Annotated in this window: 19 protein-coding genes and 1 pseudogene; 16 read left to right on the top strand and 4 right to left on the bottom strand. The window is 52.1% G+C overall.

Going from position 1 to position 18,968, the window contains the following annotated elements:
• The 4 genes and pseudogenes from PKO01S_RS26270 to PKO01S_RS26255 form a co-directional block, all read left to right on the top strand.
• Positions 1-557, top strand: a pseudogene (locus PKO01S_RS26270) (hypothetical protein); the annotation flags it as partial.
• Positions 557-1,159 (top strand): immunity protein Imm33 domain-containing protein, encoded by a 603-nt coding sequence (locus tag PKO01S_RS26265; protein WP_127534409.1) that lies wholly within the window; start codon positions 557-559, stop codon positions 1,157-1,159. The pseudogene PKO01S_RS26270 and the gene PKO01S_RS26265, both read left to right, overlap by 1 nt.
• 454 nt (positions 1,160-1,613) lie before the next feature.
• Positions 1,614-2,075, top strand: coding sequence for a hypothetical protein (locus PKO01S_RS26260; RefSeq protein ID WP_127534408.1), 462 nt, complete (start codon positions 1,614-1,616; stop codon positions 2,073-2,075).
• 40 nt (positions 2,076-2,115) lie between these two features.
• Positions 2,116-2,574: a hypothetical protein gene (locus PKO01S_RS26255; RefSeq protein WP_127534407.1), complete on the top strand. Its 459-nt coding sequence runs from the start codon at positions 2,116-2,118 to the stop codon at positions 2,572-2,574.
• 124 nt (positions 2,575-2,698) lie between these two features.
• On the opposite strand, the gene PKO01S_RS26250 is transcribed toward PKO01S_RS26255, so the two are convergent.
• A complete protein-coding gene (locus tag PKO01S_RS26250; protein ID WP_127534406.1) occupies positions 2,699-3,805 on the bottom strand; it encodes a glycoside hydrolase family 11 protein in 1,107 nt (368 codons plus the stop codon).
• A gap of 961 nt (positions 3,806-4,766) precedes the next feature.
• Between PKO01S_RS26250 and PKO01S_RS26245 the strand changes: the two genes are divergently transcribed.
• The 5 genes from PKO01S_RS26245 to sda all read left to right on the top strand — a co-directional run bounded on the left by PKO01S_RS26245 (position 4,767) and on the right by sda (position 8,951).
• The gene (locus PKO01S_RS26245) at positions 4,767-5,747 is read left to right on the top strand and encodes a TolB-like translocation protein (protein WP_127534405.1); all 981 of its coding nucleotides are present in this window, start codon (positions 4,767-4,769) and stop codon (positions 5,745-5,747) included.
• 102 nt (positions 5,748-5,849) lie between these two features.
• Positions 5,850-6,359, top strand: coding sequence for a YecA family protein (locus PKO01S_RS26240; RefSeq protein ID WP_164779784.1), 510 nt, complete (start codon positions 5,850-5,852; stop codon positions 6,357-6,359).
• A 214-nt stretch (positions 6,360-6,573) separates the two neighbouring features.
• Positions 6,574-7,662, top strand: a complete 1,089-nt coding sequence (locus PKO01S_RS26235) for an FAD-dependent monooxygenase (RefSeq protein WP_127534403.1) — start codon at positions 6,574-6,576, stop codon at positions 7,660-7,662.
• Positions 7,663-7,830: 168 nt separating this feature from the next.
• Positions 7,831-8,502, top strand: a complete 672-nt coding sequence (locus PKO01S_RS26230; RefSeq protein ID WP_127534402.1) for a YheC/YheD family protein — start codon at positions 7,831-7,833, stop codon at positions 8,500-8,502.
• Between the two features lie 305 nt (positions 8,503-8,807).
• The gene (sda, locus tag PKO01S_RS26225) at positions 8,808-8,951 is read left to right on the top strand and encodes a sporulation histidine kinase inhibitor Sda (protein ID WP_127534401.1); all 144 of its coding nucleotides are present in this window, start codon (positions 8,808-8,810) and stop codon (positions 8,949-8,951) included.
• Between the two features lie 28 nt (positions 8,952-8,979).
• Here the strand turns inward: sda and PKO01S_RS28985 are convergent, their stop codons facing one another.
• Positions 8,980-9,222 (bottom strand): hypothetical protein, encoded by a 243-nt coding sequence (locus PKO01S_RS28985; RefSeq protein WP_164779783.1) that lies wholly within the window; start codon positions 9,220-9,222, stop codon positions 8,980-8,982.
• Positions 9,223-9,285: 63 nt separating this feature from the next.
• Positions 9,286-10,284: an NAD(P)/FAD-dependent oxidoreductase gene (locus tag PKO01S_RS26220; RefSeq protein WP_127534400.1), complete on the bottom strand. Its 999-nt coding sequence runs from the start codon at positions 10,282-10,284 to the stop codon at positions 9,286-9,288.
• A gap of 317 nt (positions 10,285-10,601) precedes the next feature.
• Between PKO01S_RS26220 and PKO01S_RS26215 the strand changes: the two genes are divergently transcribed.
• The 3 genes from PKO01S_RS26215 (at position 10,602) to PKO01S_RS26205 (ending at position 13,953) form a co-directional block, all read left to right on the top strand.
• Entirely contained in the window at positions 10,602-11,807 is a 1,206-nt protein-coding gene (locus PKO01S_RS26215; RefSeq protein ID WP_127534399.1) for an NAD(P)/FAD-dependent oxidoreductase, read from the top strand.
• Entirely contained in the window at positions 11,807-12,088 is a 282-nt protein-coding gene (locus PKO01S_RS26210) for a hypothetical protein (protein WP_127534398.1), read from the top strand. Before PKO01S_RS26215 ends, PKO01S_RS26210 begins: the two co-directional genes overlap by 1 nt.
• A gap of 146 nt (positions 12,089-12,234) precedes the next feature.
• Entirely contained in the window at positions 12,235-13,953 is a 1,719-nt protein-coding gene (locus tag PKO01S_RS26205) for a methyl-accepting chemotaxis protein (RefSeq protein WP_164779782.1), read from the top strand.
• Positions 13,954-14,058: 105 nt separating this feature from the next.
• On the opposite strand, the gene hemQ is transcribed toward PKO01S_RS26205, so the two are convergent.
• Positions 14,059-14,805 carry a hydrogen peroxide-dependent heme synthase gene (gene hemQ / locus PKO01S_RS26200; protein WP_127534396.1) on the bottom strand — a complete coding sequence of 249 codons (747 nt, stop codon included), beginning with the start codon at positions 14,803-14,805 and terminating at the stop codon, positions 14,059-14,061.
• A 206-nt stretch (positions 14,806-15,011) separates the two neighbouring features.
• On the opposite strand from hemQ, the gene PKO01S_RS26195 reads away from it, so the two are divergent.
• The 4 genes from PKO01S_RS26195 to PKO01S_RS26180 all read left to right on the top strand — a co-directional run bounded on the left by PKO01S_RS26195 (position 15,012) and on the right by PKO01S_RS26180 (position 18,847).
• Positions 15,012-15,320 (top strand): YuiB family protein, encoded by a 309-nt coding sequence (locus tag PKO01S_RS26195; protein WP_246070744.1) that lies wholly within the window; start codon positions 15,012-15,014, stop codon positions 15,318-15,320.
• Positions 15,321-15,464: 144 nt separating this feature from the next.
• Positions 15,465-16,997 (top strand): DnaD domain protein, encoded by a 1,533-nt coding sequence (locus PKO01S_RS26190; protein ID WP_127534395.1) that lies wholly within the window; start codon positions 15,465-15,467, stop codon positions 16,995-16,997.
• A 60-nt stretch (positions 16,998-17,057) separates the two neighbouring features.
• Positions 17,058-18,011: a primosomal protein DnaI gene (dnaI, locus tag PKO01S_RS26185; RefSeq protein ID WP_127534394.1), complete on the top strand. Its 954-nt coding sequence runs from the start codon at positions 17,058-17,060 to the stop codon at positions 18,009-18,011.
• Positions 18,012-18,151: 140 nt separating this feature from the next.
• Positions 18,152-18,847: a YjgB family protein gene (locus PKO01S_RS26180; protein WP_127534393.1), complete on the top strand. Its 696-nt coding sequence runs from the start codon at positions 18,152-18,154 to the stop codon at positions 18,845-18,847.
• Positions 18,848-18,968: the final 121 nt, after the last annotated feature.

Below are 18,968 nucleotides of genomic sequence, written 5' to 3'. Positions count from 1 at the left end.
CCCGGAGTTTGAGCAAAGTTAGTACGAGCGTTAAGAATGCCTTGGATAAGCTGCTCAAACTGCAAGTACCGTATCGCATGAGACGGCTGGCAACGCCAATGGGTCCAACCGTATGGAATGTTGACAACAAGTCATTGCGTGAGGTTCTGGAAGATCTGGGGATTATGAAGAGTAGTGCTTTGCCTCAGGGAAGTAAGGGAACGGGTGAAGGTAGTAAAACTATTACTAATTCAGAATATTTCAAACTAAGAAAGAAAACGCCAAATGACGAAATAAGAAAAATGGTTAATCCAGAAGGGCCTAAAGTTGGCCCAGTTTATGGGTATGAGGTTGAAAAGTTAGAAGCAGATCATATTTGTGTTTTAAACTTAGTTGATAACTTCTTAGGTCTAGGGAAATCGACTAATGCATCAAAAGGAGCAAATACTTGGTCAGAGTGGGTAGGCCATTCAAAACTTGGACCAGTACCAGACGATATAAGAGCGGAAATGCTTGAGCTTGAGAAAAAGGCTAAAGAAGCAATTTTAGAAGCGATAAAAAAGGGGCTTAATAACTAATGATCCAAAGCGCAAAAGTTATAAGTGGAAGGAAATTTGTTGCTAACTGTGAGGAATTTTTGTCACCACAAGTAGAGTGGTTATTAGAGTTATTTAAAGAAATAGAAGCAGATCAAGGTCAAATAACATCTGGAATGAAAATACAGATAGGTTGGACTATTTATACAGTTATTGATCGTGATGGAGTCTTCGAAATAGTTGCTCCTAATTACAAAACAAACCCATTTAGTGACATGAGTGAGGATCTTTCAGTTTCTCTATCGGTGCAATTAGCACAAAATCATATATTACACAAACTAAAAATTGATGGGGAAGCATCTTTATTTCAAGATAAAATTGTTGTAGCCAAAGGAGCTATTGATCTAGAAAAAGTATATTTGGAACGTTCTAAAAATAGTACTAATGGCGACTCTGGGTGGTATCTCGGACCAGTTGAAGACTCAAATGAGGATTCTGAACTTGAAGCCTACTATATTTATCAATTATTAAATCTTAGGCCGTCTTTACTTAAAGCACTTGCAATTCCTAGCGGTCATATTGTTGTATTTGAAAAGGATGAGATTGAAGCGGTATTGGATGAGGATGACAATAATATATGGTAATAAAGGCGGGGCAAGTGCCGAATGAACTTATTTCAACCATTAACACATATAACCCATGTAATACCCGTATAAAGATTTCGTAAATTCGGTTGTACACACATCAAAGCTTGAATTTTATAACCTAAATTACGCTATTGCGTTACATTGAACAGGTCGATTATGGTCAGATACTACCATGAGTGACCTGTTTTTATTTTGGCCTAGAACCTGCTTGTAGCGAACGGAAGCGATCGGATAAGCTTCGCGCCGTACGACGACGCACCGAAGCAAGGCTAGTTTTAGTTACTCGGATAAACAGAACAAGGGCGGGGATTGTATTCTATAGAATAGCAGAATCATACCAACGTTCCATATGAGCTGGAATAAAACCTCTTAGCCATTCCTTTCACCCATTCCCCTTCACTTACGAGATTCATAGAATACTATAATCTCATTCACAGGGGGTGATAGTTAATTGGCTATACAGTTTTTGGACGAGCGAATTTCTGTGCACCGCAATAATAGTACGGGGGCAGAAGTGCTGAGCGCGACGCCGCTGTTGATCGGCGATATCGGTCTTCAGACGGGAGCGGCCGTTCCGGCGGGGAATGCCTCTCTTGTAAGGGTTGCCTTGACGGGGACGGTTGGAGTCGGGGTTGTTGAGGAAGTGGCGCCTACGGTTACATTGACCATCGAGCGCAACAGCAACGGCACGGCAGGTACGGGTGTGGTGATCCTTACGGATACATTCAACATCGGTTTCTCATCGAGTCTTCCTCCATTCAGCGTGTCCGGAGGCGATTTTCCTCCAGCGGCAGCGGTAACGGCTGGAGCGGGGGAAATCCGCTACAGTCTGTTCCTGAGCGTCGATACGACGGGCGTCGTACTGACGGGACCGGCCGTATTCAACGGTTCGGCGTCTGCCGGCACAACTTAATTGCTTTAATGCAATTGAGGGATGAAAGGAGGTGTATCGGGTGGCGAATCAATTTTTGGACAAGAGGCTATCCGTTCATCGCAATGATAGTGCTGGTACCGATTTCTTGTCGACGACACCGCTCCTGATCGGGGACATTGGTCTTCAGACAGGAGCTGCCGTACCGACGGGCAATGCGGCGAATGTACGAGTAGCCTTAACAGGCACGGTCGGTATATTGAACGATGTCGCAGTAGTTGATGACATCCTATTAACGGTGGAACGTAACGGCAATGGCACGGCGGGAACCGGCGTCGTCATTCTGACGGAGGCTTTCAATACGAACGGAGCGCCTATAGCTGCCCCGTTCAGCATTACGGCGGGAGATTTCCCTCCGGCTGCAGCCGTTATTGCAGGTGAAATTCGGTACAGCCTGTTTATTAGTGCAACCGGAACGGGGACGGTTCCACTGAGAGGACCGGTCGTATTCAATGGTTCAGCATCGGCGGGCACGACATAAAATAAGATGAGCTCAGTAACGCGTCAAACCTTGCTAAATCCAAGGGGATGTCTCATGGTGCAACAAGAAAAAGCCTCCGCAAAGAGGCTTTTTCTTGTGAAAAGGTTCGAAGCAGCTAATTCAATCAATTAATCTCCAAGTAATCCAGGAACGCATCCCATTGCCCGTTATCCGCAGTTACGACAAGCTCGACCTGTTGATTTCCGGTTCCTGTGCTGACGTTGTTAATGGTGTAGACTGCAGGATAACTTCCGCCGTAGTAGAAGGTTCCCTTGGTTACCCCGCCGATTTTGAGATCGACTCTCGCCATGTTGGAATTGTTCGAAGCGCCGCGCAGCGAGAAGCTGTGGGTGCCGGTCGTGAAGTTCTGCGTAAACTTCACCGAGTCATTATTGGCGTACAGTGCGACTCCGTTGAACGGCGAGCTGATATTGCCGGTGTATTGGCCGCTCTTCGTCATGCTCTCGGCTTCTACTTTCACCGTTCCGGACGTTGGAGGATTCGTCGTACCGCCTCCGCCTGTATTTCCTCCGCCACTGCTTCCTCCGATTGTAATCGTATTGCTTGTGATCGAAGCGCTGCCGCTGCTTTGATAGCCCTCTACGGTGAGCGATACCTCGTACATTTTACCGAGATTCATGCCTTTGCTTGCCCATGCGTTAAAATGATCGGTTACCGAGATCGTTCCGCTCGTACGCTTGGACGTCCGGACGCTCCAATACTGCTTGAACGTCGCTGTTCCTTTAATGGAAGGCTGGTTCGTGCGAGTCGTCTCGTAGATGTCGTACGTGCCGCCGTCAATCGTTACCGTTCCCTTGGACGAGCTGCCTGGCGGGCGCCAGCTGCCCCAGCTGTCGACGATGTAATATTCGACAAGCGGATCGACCGACCAGCCATAGATGCATAAATACGAGTTGCCGTTCGGCGAATAGTTGGCGCTGTAGTTGACGGATATATTTCCGATCTGTTGATGCGTCTGCGTTTCGTTGAATTTTTTGCCTTTGCGGAATAAGGCATTGTTGATATTGCTCCACGTAGCGCTGAAGTTGCCCCCGCCGTTGAGCGTCATGCTCGTGTTGCCGGAATCCTTCCAGAGCTCATAATAATAGCCGTCTTCGGTGCCGGTCGCATTGTTCGTAAGCGTCGTGGCCGCTTGTGCCATGCCTGCTGGAATGACGAGGACGAAACTTAGTACCATCAACAATAACAGCTTCATGCTTTTTGGTTTCATTTTTTTCATCTTCCTCCTTTGGTTGTGTGGTCATAACGGAACGGATATTCTGCCTGCTCTTTGCTGTGAGAACAATCGTCCTTACAAACAAAAGAAAGACCGAATAGTCGATGAACCACCGCCTTTCGAGTAAAATGAAAGCACTTACATATCCAATTATAGCGGAATTGTTCTTTTCATTGAACGAACAGACTATAGGTTTTACCTTACAAATTTTAGTTAAATAATGGTGATAAAAAGAAGGAAACGCAAATAAGAGGAAACCTCTTGCGAGGCTTCCTCCGACGGCGGATTAAAGATTCTGAGTTCATGAATCGAACGACACTTCGCGTTGTTAGCTGACTTGGTCACTGCTTCTAATGAAGCGTGTGCTTATCAGAGATACTCTGCGGCACAACCCCTCGCTTCCTAAGCTTCGTGGTTAATTAATGTCTCCTTGCGTTCCTTGTACCGTTATCGGGTCCAATGGAGCCACACCTCTCATTCACGCCGTCCTTAGTATGATGCACAGATCGGACAAGCTTTATACGGGGATGTTGAGAAATTGTAAAATTAAATGTTGCGCCGAATAACACGCCGAAAGCAAAAGAGGCCCTTGCGGGCCTCCATGACGGTGGTTGAATTTGAGTTCATTGAATTGAACGACTTCGCGTTGTTAGCTTACCTGGGAACCGCTTGTATGAAGCGGATGTGAATTAGAGATACTCTGCAACACAACCCCTCGCTTCCGTAGCTTCGTGGTTAATTAATGCCTCCTGCAGTCCTTGTACCAGTTATCAGGTCCAATGGAGCCACACCTCTCATTCACCGTCCTTTGTATGATGCACCGCTTGATGCTTGTTTATACATCTGATGCATCACGAATTTTCTTATATAGTTCCAAAAGGTACGCATATGCTCTATTCTTGAATAGAAAGCAGTCCATAAATCCATCCATATAGACCAAAAAGGGGATCACGCCATGCGCTTAATGCATACGAGAATCTGCTCCATCATGCTGCTAATCGCTTTCACCGCTATGCTGTTATTGTCCGGATGCGCGGAGAAGAAGTCTGGCGCCAACGAGGAGAAGGGCGAGGGGCAGCTCACGCGGATCGGACAAGACGCACGCTCCGTCAGATGGTCGCCGGACGGTACGAAGCTTGCGGTTGTTACAGCCAAAGGATACTTGGCGATTTATGAAGCGGCCAATGACGGCATGTTCCAATTGTCCCGTTATGCGGACAAGAAGACAGGGTATATTAACGCCCGGTCGCTCGCTTGGGGAGCAGATGGAAGCAAGATTTATTATTACGACAGACTGATCGATGAGAAGACGAATGAACCTGCGCCGCTGGAATATGGAACTCAGCTCACGTCTGCCGATTTGATTTCCGGGAAGGTAACGAATGTTCATCCGCAGTTCATTGAATCCGTAAGTTCCTTGGATGCTTCGCTGGAAGGCAGCAAGCTGTATATGACCACCTATGAGCGGAAGAAATACAGCATCGTCTCTTTTCAGCTTAAGGAAGGCTTGCATCAAGATCTGACGAAGCAATTGGCCGTTGACCCGGCAGGAGGCAGCCGATTGTCGCGCGACGGACGATGGCTGTTCGTGAATGAACATTCGGCAGAAGGTGACCGTTATCAAGGCGTTTTGATCGAGTTGGCAACGGGGCAGAAGCGGGTCATCAGCGATCAGTATTTGGACAGCGCATCCTTTTCTCCCGATGGACTGTGGCTTGCGTATGTCGGTACCGATCATACTGTATTTGTCATTCCGACGGATCAACATGCCGGCGCCGATTCGATTGTGTCCTCGGAGCAAGGCGTTATGGCTCTAGACTGGTCGCCGCAAGGAGACAGGATCGCATTGACGGCGCAGGCCGAGGCTGGCAGCCGCTCTGCCCAATTGTATTTGATGGAAGTACCACAGTCCTATCGCTCGAATGCTAAGCCCTAATGATATACCAAAGGGAGGGCAGGTCCATTAGGGGAAGCATTATGCGGGAAAATGAGTTATAATAGACGCTTATAATGAAAGAGGTCCAGGAGTTGATTGTTTTTGAGTAAGATTGGAAGAAATGAGATTTGTCCTTGCGGAAGCGGTCTTAAATATAAACGCTGCTGCATGGAGAAGGAACAAGCAGAGACCCGTCAGCAATCGGCTGCGAACAATGCTGGCAAGACTACTTTGTCGACAGAAGAGATGGCGAAGTGGATCAGCAAGCTGCAATGGAAGCGCGAAGCTGACCGCGAGGCAGCATCTATGCTTGTGAAACAGATGGAGGGCGAATACGATCCGTCGATTATCGTCCGCGCCGTATGGGTATGGCACTGCTACGCCGACGAGACGACGCTGTCCGCATCGGTCAAGCTGGAATCGTTCTGTGCCGCAGTCGAGTTCCTCATGAGCGAAGCGCATGATTTGCAGAATACGCAGAAATCAATTGCGGCGAAGTACGGCATTTCGCCAACGACGCTGTCCAAGCGGAACAAAGAATTGACGGCGTTCTTCGAAGAGCGGGCGGCGAATGCCGAGGAGACAGATAAGCGTCTTCCCGTCATGGCCTAGATTGCATCGTACCGCCGCATGAATAGGTTTCATCTAAGGCGTCCGCATCCGCGGACGCCTGTTTCATTGTGTTCAAGAGGCCGATCTACCTAACGGTGGGACGAGCGCCGATTGACCTGGTGTACGATCAGACCTATACTTACTTTAAGTAACTACAGGCGAATGATTGTTTCGGGCGATGGATGGACATGATGAGAACGGGTGGCGATGAACAATGGAATTACAGACTGATATATGTATCGTGGGCGCCGGGCCTGGCGGGACTTTGCTCGCGGTACTGCTCGCGGAGGCAGGCGTATCGGTCGCCTTGGTCGAGCGGCATGCCAGCGTATTCAAGGAATTCCGCGGCGAGCATCTGAACGAAGATGGCGAGCGGATCTTGGAGAAGCATGGCGTGCTTGAAGAGGTGCGCAGAAAAGGCATGCTTCTGATGAAGCGTATTGAATATATGGAGCAGGGACAATTAGTGAAGACCGTTGTGCCGGATGAAGGACATGCTCACGTCGGCATTCATGTGCCGCAGAAGCATTTGCTGCAGGCGCTGTTCAGCCGGTTGGAGCAAAATCCGAACGCGAAGCTGCTGACTGGCGTCGCGGTCAGCCGATTGCTGCAGGACGCAAACGGAGTCGTGCAAGGCGTCGTTGGCAAGCGGGGAGAGGAAGAGATCGTGATTCACAGCCGCATCGTCGTAGGTGCGGACGGACGGTATTCCACGGTGCGCAAGCTGGCAGGCATTGAGACGGACGTCATTCGTCACGGCTACGATCTGCTGTGGGCGCGCATCCCGGCCCCAGAAGGATGGGAGCCCGTCATTCGGATGACGCTGGCAGGGGGCGCTCAGCTAGCTATGTTCACGCAGCAGGGCGGCTTCATCCAGATCGGTTGGAGCATCCCGGAAGGCGCTTATACCGAGATGAAGAAGCAGCCGATCGATTCACTTGTGGATACGCTCGTAGAAGCGTACCCAGATATCGCACAGCCAGCTAGAGAGCATCTGCGGTCATGGCAGGACTTCGTGCTGCTCAAGGTGCACAGCAGCAGAGCGGGTTCCTGGGTGAAGGATGGGCTCGTCATCATGGGAGATGCAGCCCACACGATGAGTCCGACCGGAGCCTTCGGCTTGAACTGCGCTCTGAACGATGCGGATACGCTGGCAGGCGTGCTGATTAGTGCTATAGCTGCCGGCGATACAAGCGCAGACCGGCTTGCTGCATTCGAACGGTCCAACCGGGTGCCGACGGAGGCGCTGCAGAAGCGGCAGTTCGAGATGGAGCAGACATTCGCCGGACAGTTCGGTAAGTAAGCAGAAGCAAGAAGTGAAGGAGCGGCTTCCCGTTGGATGGGGGCCGCTCCTTCCGCGTTTCTATTAACTATTCCAAATAAGGCTTTTCTCTTAAGTCATTCATCCAAGAGACATCTATCTCTCGGTCATATGCTATCTTATAACGATAGGAAGAGGGAGACGATAGACATGGTTGAATCGCATGGAAGACGGGTGCCTAACAAATGGGTGAAGACGGAAGCGCTGCTCGGTCACTCGCTGCTTGCCTCGCATATTCCGCCAACTCGCTCTTATACGGCAGATAATCTGAGGAGTATGCTTAACGAGCACGGCATGGTCGTGATTAAGCCGGTGCTAGGATCGGGCGGCAATGGGGTCATTAAAGTCCAGCAGGAAGGAAGCGGTTACTCCTACTCGTATTATGCGAGAAAGAGACAATATGCGACCTTCGAAGCATTATTCGCTTCGATCGGAAGCGTGAAGAAGAAACGGGCGTACTTGATTCAGAAGGGGATACGTCTCGCGACGATCGGCGGTCGTCCGATCGATTACCGGGTCAAATACGAGAAGACGGCAACCGGATGGATCTATCGTTCGATGGTAGGGCGACTGGCGAAGCCGGGACTGTTTGTTACGAACTTGTGCAGAGGCGGTACGATGGTGACGGCGGCGCACGGCATCCGCAGATCGTTATCGGCCAGTCAGGTCGCCTCGAAGAAACGAGAGATGAGAGAGTTGACGGTAGCGGCGACGCAAGTGCTCGAATCGAAGTTTCCTGGCGTCAATCTGCTCGGCTACGATTACGGGATCGACAGGAACGGAAAGATATGGATCTTCGAGGTCAATACGAAGCCACAGTGAGCTAGCCTGTATCTTGCATGAGCATCCGCTGACACGACGCGAACCGACTATTTTATGATACATTTCGTTAATTATACCCATAAGTACTGATTAAAGTTTTTTATCGAAAATGCTTGTCCCAAGCCTGTGTATAAGCCTGTCCACATGTTCCCCGTTGCTAAATCTCAATAATCCATGCATACCCACACGCTATACACACTCTGTCCACACCAAGATGTGGATATTCGGAACGCTTGTTCCGTTTATATCCCCATGCTAATATGAGTGAGGAAATAAAAGGAAACGAAGAGAAGGGAGTGTGGGACATGGAGTTGCTGTCTGATGATTTGCTTGTCGACTCATACGTAGCTGCGGTACAGCTGCATCTTGAACCGGATTTCATACGTCTGCTCAGCGAAGAGATGGAGCGCAGACAGATCAACCCGGAGAGCTGCAGAATAGGAGCGTAATAAACGGACGTAACGCTGCGTTTAGCCTCTAATCGACATCTTTCACTACATCCACCTCGAAAGCATACGAACAGCACGAACAGAAAGCGGCATGACGGCATGTATTCTTTCCTTCCATCTGATTAGCGGCATATTCGACTTCTATCGGTTCATAAGGCGCGTAAGGCCCCATCCAATCGCTCACTCGCCCGCAATCCTCCGCCGTACCTGAACAGGCAGGGCACGAGGCATCGAGTGCACGGATTCCGTTGCATACTGCGCACAATGACATAAGGGTATCCCTCCTCGGTTGATTTCTTCCAAGGTAGGATACCCTATTTTGTAGCTGCTCTATTTATAATTTCATGTTGCTGCTGTGGCCAGGCGAGAGCTTAGCGCCCGGATCCAAATATACTTTCGCATTATTGACCGCCGTAGGCGCTTCACCGAAGCCGACGGCAATGAGCTTCAGCTTGCCGGGATAGGTCGTAATGTCGCCCGCAGCGAATATGCCCGGCACATTCGTCTCCATCCGGGAGTCGACGACGATGGAGCCTCCTTCGATCTCAAGCCCCCATTCGGCAATTGGACCGATGGACGAGACGAATCCGAAATTGACAATTACAGCATCGACATTCACTTCCAGCGGTTCTTTCGTCTTCGCCTGCTCAAGCGATACGCGCTCGATCCTCTCTTCGCCATGCAGCGCTGTCATCTCATGAGAGGTGATGACCCGCACGGTGGATTGATATAGATTGTTCACGCTGTGCTCATGCGCCCGGAACTTATCCCGGCGATGGACAAGCGTTACGCTTGCCGCAATCGGCTCCAGCATGAGCGCCCAATCGACCGCGGAATCGCCGCCGCCGCTAATAAGCACATGCTGCCCGGCGAATTGCTGCAGGTCATTCACAAAGTAATGAAGATTGCGCTTCTCGTAGCGGGATGCTTCCGGCAGCTCGAGCTTTCTCGGCTCGAATGCGCCAACGCCTGCCGTAATAATGACGGCCTTCGCGAAGTGGACCGACTTGTCGGTCTGAATTTCGAACAGCCGCTCATCACGCTTAATGACTTGCGTTACTTTCTCTTCGAGGCATATATTCGTTGGAAAATGATCCATCTGCCTCTGCAGCTGGGCAACAAGCTCGCCGGCGGTTACTTTCGGGAATCCGGCAACGTCGTAAATGTGCTTCTCTGGGTACAACGCAGCTAACTGTCCGCCAAGCTGCGGCATGCTTTCGATCAGCGTCACGGAAGCTTGCCTCATCCCGCAATAGAAGGCGGCAAACATGCCCGCCGGCCCGCCTCCGATTACGATGATATCAACAGGCTGAAGTTGTTCTGAATCCGACATTCGGCACCTCCTTTATATCATGAACCCACCTTACATTATAATCGTTTGAAAGCGCCTGTGAGAACCGTTCGGATTGGAACATATGACGAACATTTTCGTATAAATAACCATTGAACTTTTAGTGAAAACTAGGTATCATTCTTTCATGAATAGTAACTTCGACAATCCTTGTCGACAAGCCAATACACAACGTTTTTCACCCCCGCTCGTACTTAGAACGCCTTTATTTTTTAGACTTGGATTGTGTAATTTTTCACAAGGGATTCCCAACTAAAAATAGACACATATATAAATAAGGGATAGGAAGGGATTCAACCATGAGTAACATTCCAAAAATCGTCATTCTAGGCGCCGGGTACGGCGGCGTTCTGACGGCGCTTCGGCTGCAAAAGCAGTTGAATTACAACGAAGCCGACGTCACGCTCGTGAACAAGCATGACTATCACTACATTACGACACACTTGCATATGCCGGCTGCCGGCACGGACAATCCGGAGAACGCGCGCGTCAGCATCTCCAAGCTGATCGACGAGTTCAAAATCGACTTCGTGAAATCGACGGTCGTCCAAATTCGTCCGCAAGACAAGAAGGTCATTCTCGAGGATGGCACGCTTTCTTACGATTATCTCGTTATCGGTCTTGGCGGCGAACCGGAAACGTTCGGCATTCCGGGGCTTCAAGAGCATGCGATGAACATCCGCAGTATTAACTCGGTTCGCTTGATCCGTGAACATATTGAATATCAATTCGCGCGCTTTAAGCGCGAGCCGCACCGCACCGACTACTTGACGTTCGTCGTCGGCGGAGCGGGCTTCACCGGCATCGAGTTCGTCGGCGAGCTGGCGGACCGCATTCCGGAACTGTGCAAGGAATTCGATGTTGATCCGAACTTGGTGAAAATTTACAACGTCGAAGCAGGCCCGTCGGCATTGCCGGGCTTCGACCCTGAGCTTGTCGAGTACGCGATGAACGTGCTGACGAAGAAGGGCGTTACGTTCAAGATCGGTACGGCAATCAAATCGTGCACGCCTGACGGCGTCGTCGTGCAGAAGGGCGAAGAGCCAGCCGAAGAGGTGCGCTCGCAGACGGTTATCTGGTCTGGCGGCGTACGCGGCAACCGGTTGATCGAGGAAGCGGGCTTTGAGACGATGCGCGGCCGCGTTAAAATTGACGACAATCTGCGCGTGCCTGGCAGCGACCATGTATACGTGGTCGGCGACAACTCGCTGATGTTCGGCGAAGACGGACGCCCGTTCCCGCCGACGGCTCAGATCGCGATGCAGCAAGGCGTCGTCTGCGCTCATAACTTGGTCGCATCGATTCGCAACCAGCCGCTGAAGAAATTTGTGTTCAGCAACAAAGGTACGGTAGCATCGCTCGGCAAGGGTGAAGCAGTCGGCATCGCCTTCGGCAAGAAATATAAAGGCCGCGTAGCGGCTTGGCTGAAGAAAATGATCGACATTCGTTATCTGTTCATTATCGGCGGGTTGCCGCTCGTGTTCCGCAAAGGCAAGTTTCTGTAATGCGCCACTGCAGCGTGCAGGTGCGCGGTCTGCTGACCAGAGACGAACTTGACCGGTACAACGCTCTAATGGAAGTCGGCTCCTTCTTGGAATCGAACAACCGTTACGATCTGGCCTACACCGTGCAGAAAGAAGTCGACATTCTAATTATGCCGGCGATCGAACGATTGAAGGATAAGGGCCGTGCCCGCGACCGGGCGACAGCGGAATATTTGGAAGAGAAGCGTCTGAAGCAAATGGCCGAACTAGCTGCCGCCTTGGACGATGAAGACAACGATTAAGCCGGCTGCCGGCTTTCGCCCATATCCCATACACATGTTATAACCTTCAACTAACCACCAAGAGCCTCCGACTGCAGCATGACAATGTTATGTTGCTGCCGGGGGCTTTCTCTATTCGCGACAATTGGAAGGGGACACCAGTTCAAATGAACAGCTTACAAACCCGTATCGTACTCGTATTCTCCATTATCATTACCATTTCTGCAGCAGTGCTTGGCATCATGATCGTCAATGACGCGCAGCGTCTTGTTGTCCATTCGCTCGGCACCCAGGCGAAAGCTATTGCCGAGCATACGGCAGCGGGAATCGATGTGAAACAGTATGAGCAGCTGACGCCGGAGAGCGGGACGGACGGTTATTATACACAGCTCAGAGAGCAATTGAACGAGATGAAGAACGGCTATGGGTTAAAATATTTGTACACGATGGGCAGCCGGACGGTGCAGGGCAAGACAGAATACTACTATATGGTTGACGGAGCGCCGCTTGATCAGACCGATGATGTATCTGCGCTAGGGGAAGTAGAGGAAGAGCAGTTCCCAGGGCTTGTCCGGTCGTTCGCGAACCAATCGGTGACTGTCGGCGAGCTGTCCAGCGATGACGAGTACGGGGCGACGGTTACGGCTTACGTACCGATTCGCAACGAAGCGGGAGCAATGATCGGCCTTGTCGGTGCCGACTTCGACGCCGAGGATGTCTACGCGCTTATGCAGCGTAACCGGACGACCGCAATCTTAATCGGTCTCGGTGTATTGCTCGTCTCGCTGCTCGCTACCTTGCTATTCGCGAAGCGGCTCGTACGCCCGCTCAAACGGTTGACGCAGGAGATGGCGCGTGTTCAGCAAGGCGATCTGACCGTAAGCGTGACGGCGCGCGGCAAGGACGAAATCGGCAAGCTGGCCGGTGCGTTCCAATCGATGATCGACGATTTGCGCGGCATGATTCAGCGGCTTAACGATAACGCGCTCCAGCTGCACTCCGCTTCACAAGAGCTGACGGCGAGCGCACAGCATACGCAGTACAATACAGAGCAGATTGCAAGCCTCATCCGCGTTACGGAAGAGGAAGGCGTTCTGCAGGCGAACCGCTCGAATGATGTGATGTCGGCGATCGGCGATACGGACCGTTCCGTTCAGAGAATCGCAAGCACTGCGTCGTTCGTCGCTGCGGCAGCGCACGATACGGCATCAGAGGCGCAGACGGGCGGCCAATCGGTACAGCTTGCCATGCAGCAGATGGAATCGATCTATCGGAATACAGAGTCGATGAAGGAAGATATCGAGCAGTTGTCGGAGAAGTCGGATCAGATCCAATCGATTATGGAGATGATCGGTTCGATCGCTTCGCAGACGAATCTGTTGTCGCTCAATGCGGCGATCGAAGCGGCCAGAGCGGGTGAAGAAGGCAAGGGCTTTGCCGTCGTTGCGGATCAGGTCCGCAAGCTGGCGCAGCAATCGGAGGAATCCTCGCGTGTCGTTGCTGACCTTATAATGGACATGCTCACCCGTATAGAACGTATTGTCGATGCCGTTCACGGCGGCAGCCGGGAAGTCGAAGAGGGGCTTGTGATCGTGGACCGCGCGAAGTCGGCGTTCGCGTCCATTATGTCGGAGATCGGCAAAATATCGGCGCAAATGGACGAGCTGTCCGACGTATCGGCCCGCATGGCGATAGGTTCGAAAGAAGCCAGCGAGGCGAGCGGGGAGCTTGCTGCCAGCGTTCGGCAGTCCGCACAGCGGTTCGCGGGCGTAGCGGCGGCCGCGGATGAGCAGTCGGCTTCGATGCGGGAAATCTTCGTCTCGACCGAATCGCTTTCCGGCATGGCGAACCAGATGAATGATATGATTGCCAAGTTCAAGGCGTAACGACGAAGCGTGATCTGATGATCAGATGGTTGGTATGAAAAAAGCTTTGCAGCAGGAGGGCGGCGCATGAAGCGCCTTCTTCCCGCGGCAAAGCTTTTTGTTGTTCTATACGTGAAGCAACGCCGTCAGCTTGTCCGCTGTCAGCAGGTTGCCGACGTAGAAATCGCCGAATTCGCCGAACCGTGCGCTTACTTCGTCGAAACGCATTTCATAGACGAGCTTCTTGAATTGGAGCGCGTCGTCCGCGAACAGCGTAACGCCCCATTCCCAGTTGTCGAAGCCGACGGAGCCGGTAATGATCTGTTTGACCTTGCCTGCATACTGGCGGCCGATCATGCCATGGCTGCGCATCATCGCTTTGCGGTCGTCCATGCTGAGCATGTACCAGTTGTCGTTGCCGTCGCGGCGTTTGTTCATCGGGTAGAAGCAAATGTGGTTCGCTTTCGGAAGCGTTGGCTTAAGGCGTGCGGCCACTTCCGGAATCGTCGTCGGATCGACGCCTGGCTGACCCATATAGTTGCTCAGTTCGACGACGCTGACATACGAGTATGTCGGTTTCGTGAAGGCGGCGAATGCCGATTTGTTGAACGCCGTCTCAAGCTCGTTAAGCTCCTCGAGCGTTTCGCGCAGATGCATGAAGACGAAATCCGCTTTCTGGCCGATAATCGAATACACCGCCGTGCTGCCATGTTTCATTTCGTTCACGCGGTCCCATTGGCTTAAGTAAGACTGAAGCTCGTCCGCCGCTTGGGCGCGTTCCGCTTCGGATGCCGCCTTCCATGCCTGCCAATCGATCGACCGGAAATCGTGCAAGGCGTACCAGCCTTCTAATGTTTGTGCTGCTTCACTCATCGTTCGTTTCCTCCGTCCATTCCGTTAATAAGCAATTGCTACCATTGTAGCTTAACGTGCACGGCTTCCGCAAATGACGGACTTGTGACATTTATACAATGGAAATTGACTTCCGGACAGCCTTTCATTAAACTAATATCGATAAATAGGGATAGAATGAACGATCGGTTTTCATTCGACACGGACATAGAAGGGGTTACCGAAAGATGGACAATATGGTCATTGCATACGTACAATTAATTGTAACCATGGTGCTCGGCTTGATTCTGATGTTTGGCATCGGGTTTATTCTCAATATGCTGCTGAAGACGACATGGTTTCCGATCTACTTGTACATTATCATCATCATTCCGCTTATGATCTGGGGAACGTGGAACAGCACAGACTCGTTCGCCGACAATTTCAGATCGTTCACGATCATTGATATTCTTCCTGCCGTCACAGCGCTTGTTGGCGCGTATGTAAGCGGCTGGTCGATTCAGGCGCTGCGTCGCGGCGGCTACAAGATGTTCTAGTTTTCAAACTTGTTCCATATGCGTAAGTCATAAGTTCCTCCGGTACCTGTATCGGGGGGATTTTCTATTTTTCGACGTCTGACAAGCGGCCTTATATTTGTGATAGAATGATAGGAAAGTCTTAAAACGGATGGAGTAGATCGAATGCGTATTGGTCATGTGCTGCAATTTACGGAACATCACCGGTACTACACGTTTCGCGGTTTTTCGCTAAGTCCGCTCGACCTGCGAATGTTGTCGCTTATTTATCAGCCGATGATCGGCGCTTCTGCGATCAGCCTCTATCAGCTCCTGTATCACGGCGTAATGGAAGGACGGACGGGTTATTCTTCGGTTGAACCGCACCGGATGCTGTTCTTGGCGCTTGGCCTTGAGATGAACGAACGCGGACGCAAGAGTCTGCTGACGGATACGTCGCGGCTGGAGGCAGTCGGTCTTCTGCAGACGTCGCGGCTTGCGATGTCGGATAATGACGATGCGGTGTACGAATACGAGTTGTGCGCGCCGCTGTCGCCGGAAGAATTTTTCCGCAATCAGCATCTGTCGCTGCTGCTGCGGGATCAGATCGGCAAATATTCGGTCATTGCGCTTCGCGAGTCGTTCAGCGCGAAAGAGCCGGACGAACTGGCGGAAGCACGCTGGCATAAGGAAAATATATCGGTTCCGTTCTATGAAGTGTTCCGCTTGAACACGTCCAACGTGGACGACGAGCTGGAGCAAGCGTTAGTCGAGGTCGCGCCTGCACGTCAGCCCGCACAGCGTCCGCCCGTATCGGAGACGGCAGGACTTACGGTCGGCGAGCTGCTGATCCGGTTCCCGCGCGGAGCGGCTAACCGGAAGTACGTCGAGCGGCTGCGCAGCGACGATGATGCGATGGCACAGATCAATTACGTTGCGTATAAGTACAGCATCGGAGCGGCTGACATATGCCGGCTTCTGGATGAAGACGGCGTATTCACGGCACAAGGCGAACTGCTCGTGGACGAACTGCAGCTGAAAGCGAATCAGATGTACCGTCAAGATAAGAAGAGAGAAGCGGACCGGCAGCGCGTGATGGCACGAACGGGCGTTTATGCTGGCGAGCTTGACGATCAGCAGGAAGAGGAAGACGAGCATGCGGTGCCGGAGGAGCTGTACATGGCCGTGCCGAAGCAGCTCGAAGGCCGATGCGACATTCACCAATACAATATGCTCATGCGTAATGAACCGCATACGCGGTTTCTGCAGCGGTATTTTCCAGGTGCGGTACCGGATATGATCGACCGTACGTTCGAGCGGATCGATTTGAACTACAAGCTGCCTCCGGCTGTTATTAACGTTCTTATCCATTATGTTATCGGAGCGAACGATTCTCAGCGCGTAACGAAGACGTTCATCGAGGCGGTCGCTTCCAACATGCTGTTGAAAGGAATCGACACGTTCGAGAAGGCGGTCAAGTACGTGCGGGAGCAGCAGCAGCTTGAGACGGACCGCGAGCGTCAAGGCGGAGGCGCGTCTGCCGGACGGTCTGCGGGCGCTCAGAGCGGCCGGGGCCGAGGCAGATCGGGCGGAGCGGCGGCTTCGCGTAAGCCGGCGATACCGATTGTGCAGCAGGCACAGCAGGAGAACGGATCGATGTCGGCAGAGAAGCTGGAGGAGCTGAGAAGGCTCGCTCGGAAGCTGGACGGCAAGAAGTAAGGTTGGAGCGGGATGGCTAGAGGCTATTCGGAAGACGACAAGAGGAGAGGATGACGAACGATGGAATCGCTTGGCGAATTGTTGAAGCGGACACCGATGGGGAGCGATGCGCTCCGGCGTTCCGCTGAGCTGATGGATGAGCTGCTTGCGGATCCGCTTGTGCAGCGGTTCCGTGCGAAGTATCCGGCTCTTGACGATCAGACGTTCCGGATCAATCTGAACCGGTTCTATCAGTATGTGAAGGAATACCGCAATTGCGAGAAGTGCCCCGGTCTTGACCGTTGTCCGAACGACTTCGAGGGGCACTATACGATGCTGTCTTGCGAGACCGTTGGCGGCGAAGTGCAGCTGTATGACCGGAAGGCTTCGTGCAAGAAGTTCATTGCACGCCAGAACGAAGAGCAGATGCGCGGTCGTATTCGCAGCTTCTATGTCGATCAGAGAGCGCTCAGCAACGGGTTCTCGGCGGAAGAGATTATGACGAACGATCTTAATCGCGCCGAGGCTGTCGGACAGCTGCTTGAATATATCGACCGGACGAAGGAAGAAGGCTTGCAGGATACGGGTCTGTACCTTGCCGGCCACTTCGGCACAGGCAAGACGTTCTTGATGTGCTACATGCTGCATGAGCTTGCGAAAGCGGGCTACTCCGGCGTCATCGTTTATATGCCGGACTTCGTCGAGGATTTGAAGGCGATGATGCACGAGCCAGGCAAGCTGAAGGAAACGGTCGACATGATGAAGGAGACCGACCTGCTTATTTTTGACGATATCGGTGCGGAAAATTTGAGCCCATGGGTTCGCGATCATGTAATGGGCGGCATACTGAACTACCGGATGCAGCGCAAGCCGACATTCTATACGTCGAACTATGAGCTTGACGCGCTGGAGCAGCATTTCAGCTTTACGAGCAAAGAGGGAGACGAGCGGCATAAGGGCGAGCGGATTATGGAACGGATTCGGCCGTATGTCGATGTGATCCGGGTTGCCGGCACGAACAAGAGAAGACGTTAAGGAAGTATATAGAACAAAACCGAATTGGAGAGTCGGCTCATTCGCGAGCGGCACTTCGATTCGGTTTTTTTGTGCGTTTGTGCATACTACAGGAGGCAGGTGTAAGAAATGGCAGCCAACTATAAAGGAGAGATGTACAATTGCTCAAGCCGGGAACTGCTAGACGTACGGTTGCGGCTGTGATGACAGGGGCTGCTGTGCTGCTGCTTCTGTCCTCTTGCGGAACAGCTGTTCACCGTCAACCGAATGCGGGCAACGTTCCGAATGGTGCGAATATGCAAGGGACGAATGCTGTGCAGCCGCTGGCAACGGACGGAACGAATGCGGCAACAAGCACAGCCCGCCGGAAGAACGCCCAATCCGATAAGCATCTGCATCGGCAATTTCTCGATCGGGTGCATCAGGCGGCCAGACAAGGACGAATGGTCAACGCAGCCGACTTCGTTGTCGGGAAGACGCTGATAGACGAGGTGCACCGGCAGTGGGGGAAGCCGAACCGATCGGAGGGCGGCTACGACTATTATTATCCTGGTATGATGAAGGGCTCGATCGCATTCGGCGTTGGGCGGGGTGACATCATCAAGGAAATCCGCATTGCGGACACGGCGCTAGACCCGGTGAAGGACGGAATCAAGGTGAAGGTGTCGGAAGTGAAATCGGCGCTCGGCAAGCCGGATTCCGTGCGCAGGGTCGGCAGACAGAAGCGGTTAATCTACACGCTGGGGGAATATAAGCTGCTCTTCGATTACAATCCGACAGCTTCGCAAAATCCGGAGCTTGAATCGATCAGCGTATTCTCGCCGAAGGCTGCGAAGCCGATGGGGGCGGGACGCTGAACCGATATGGCCCTCGCCAACGCAAAAAGCCGCTCACTGGAACAATCCAGTGAGTGGCTTTTTGCGTCGCTAAAGGGGGTGCGGCGAGCGGTCCGGCGCAATAGCGACACATATTGTGTCG

The organism is Paenibacillus kobensis NBRC 15729, from assembly GCF_004000825.1.
Classification (GTDB): Bacteria; Bacillota; Bacilli; order Paenibacillales; family Paenibacillaceae; genus Paenibacillus_T; species Paenibacillus_T kobensis.
The sequence above is the reverse complement of the archived record's forward strand: the minus strand, read 5'-3'. Positions and strand labels throughout refer to the sequence as shown.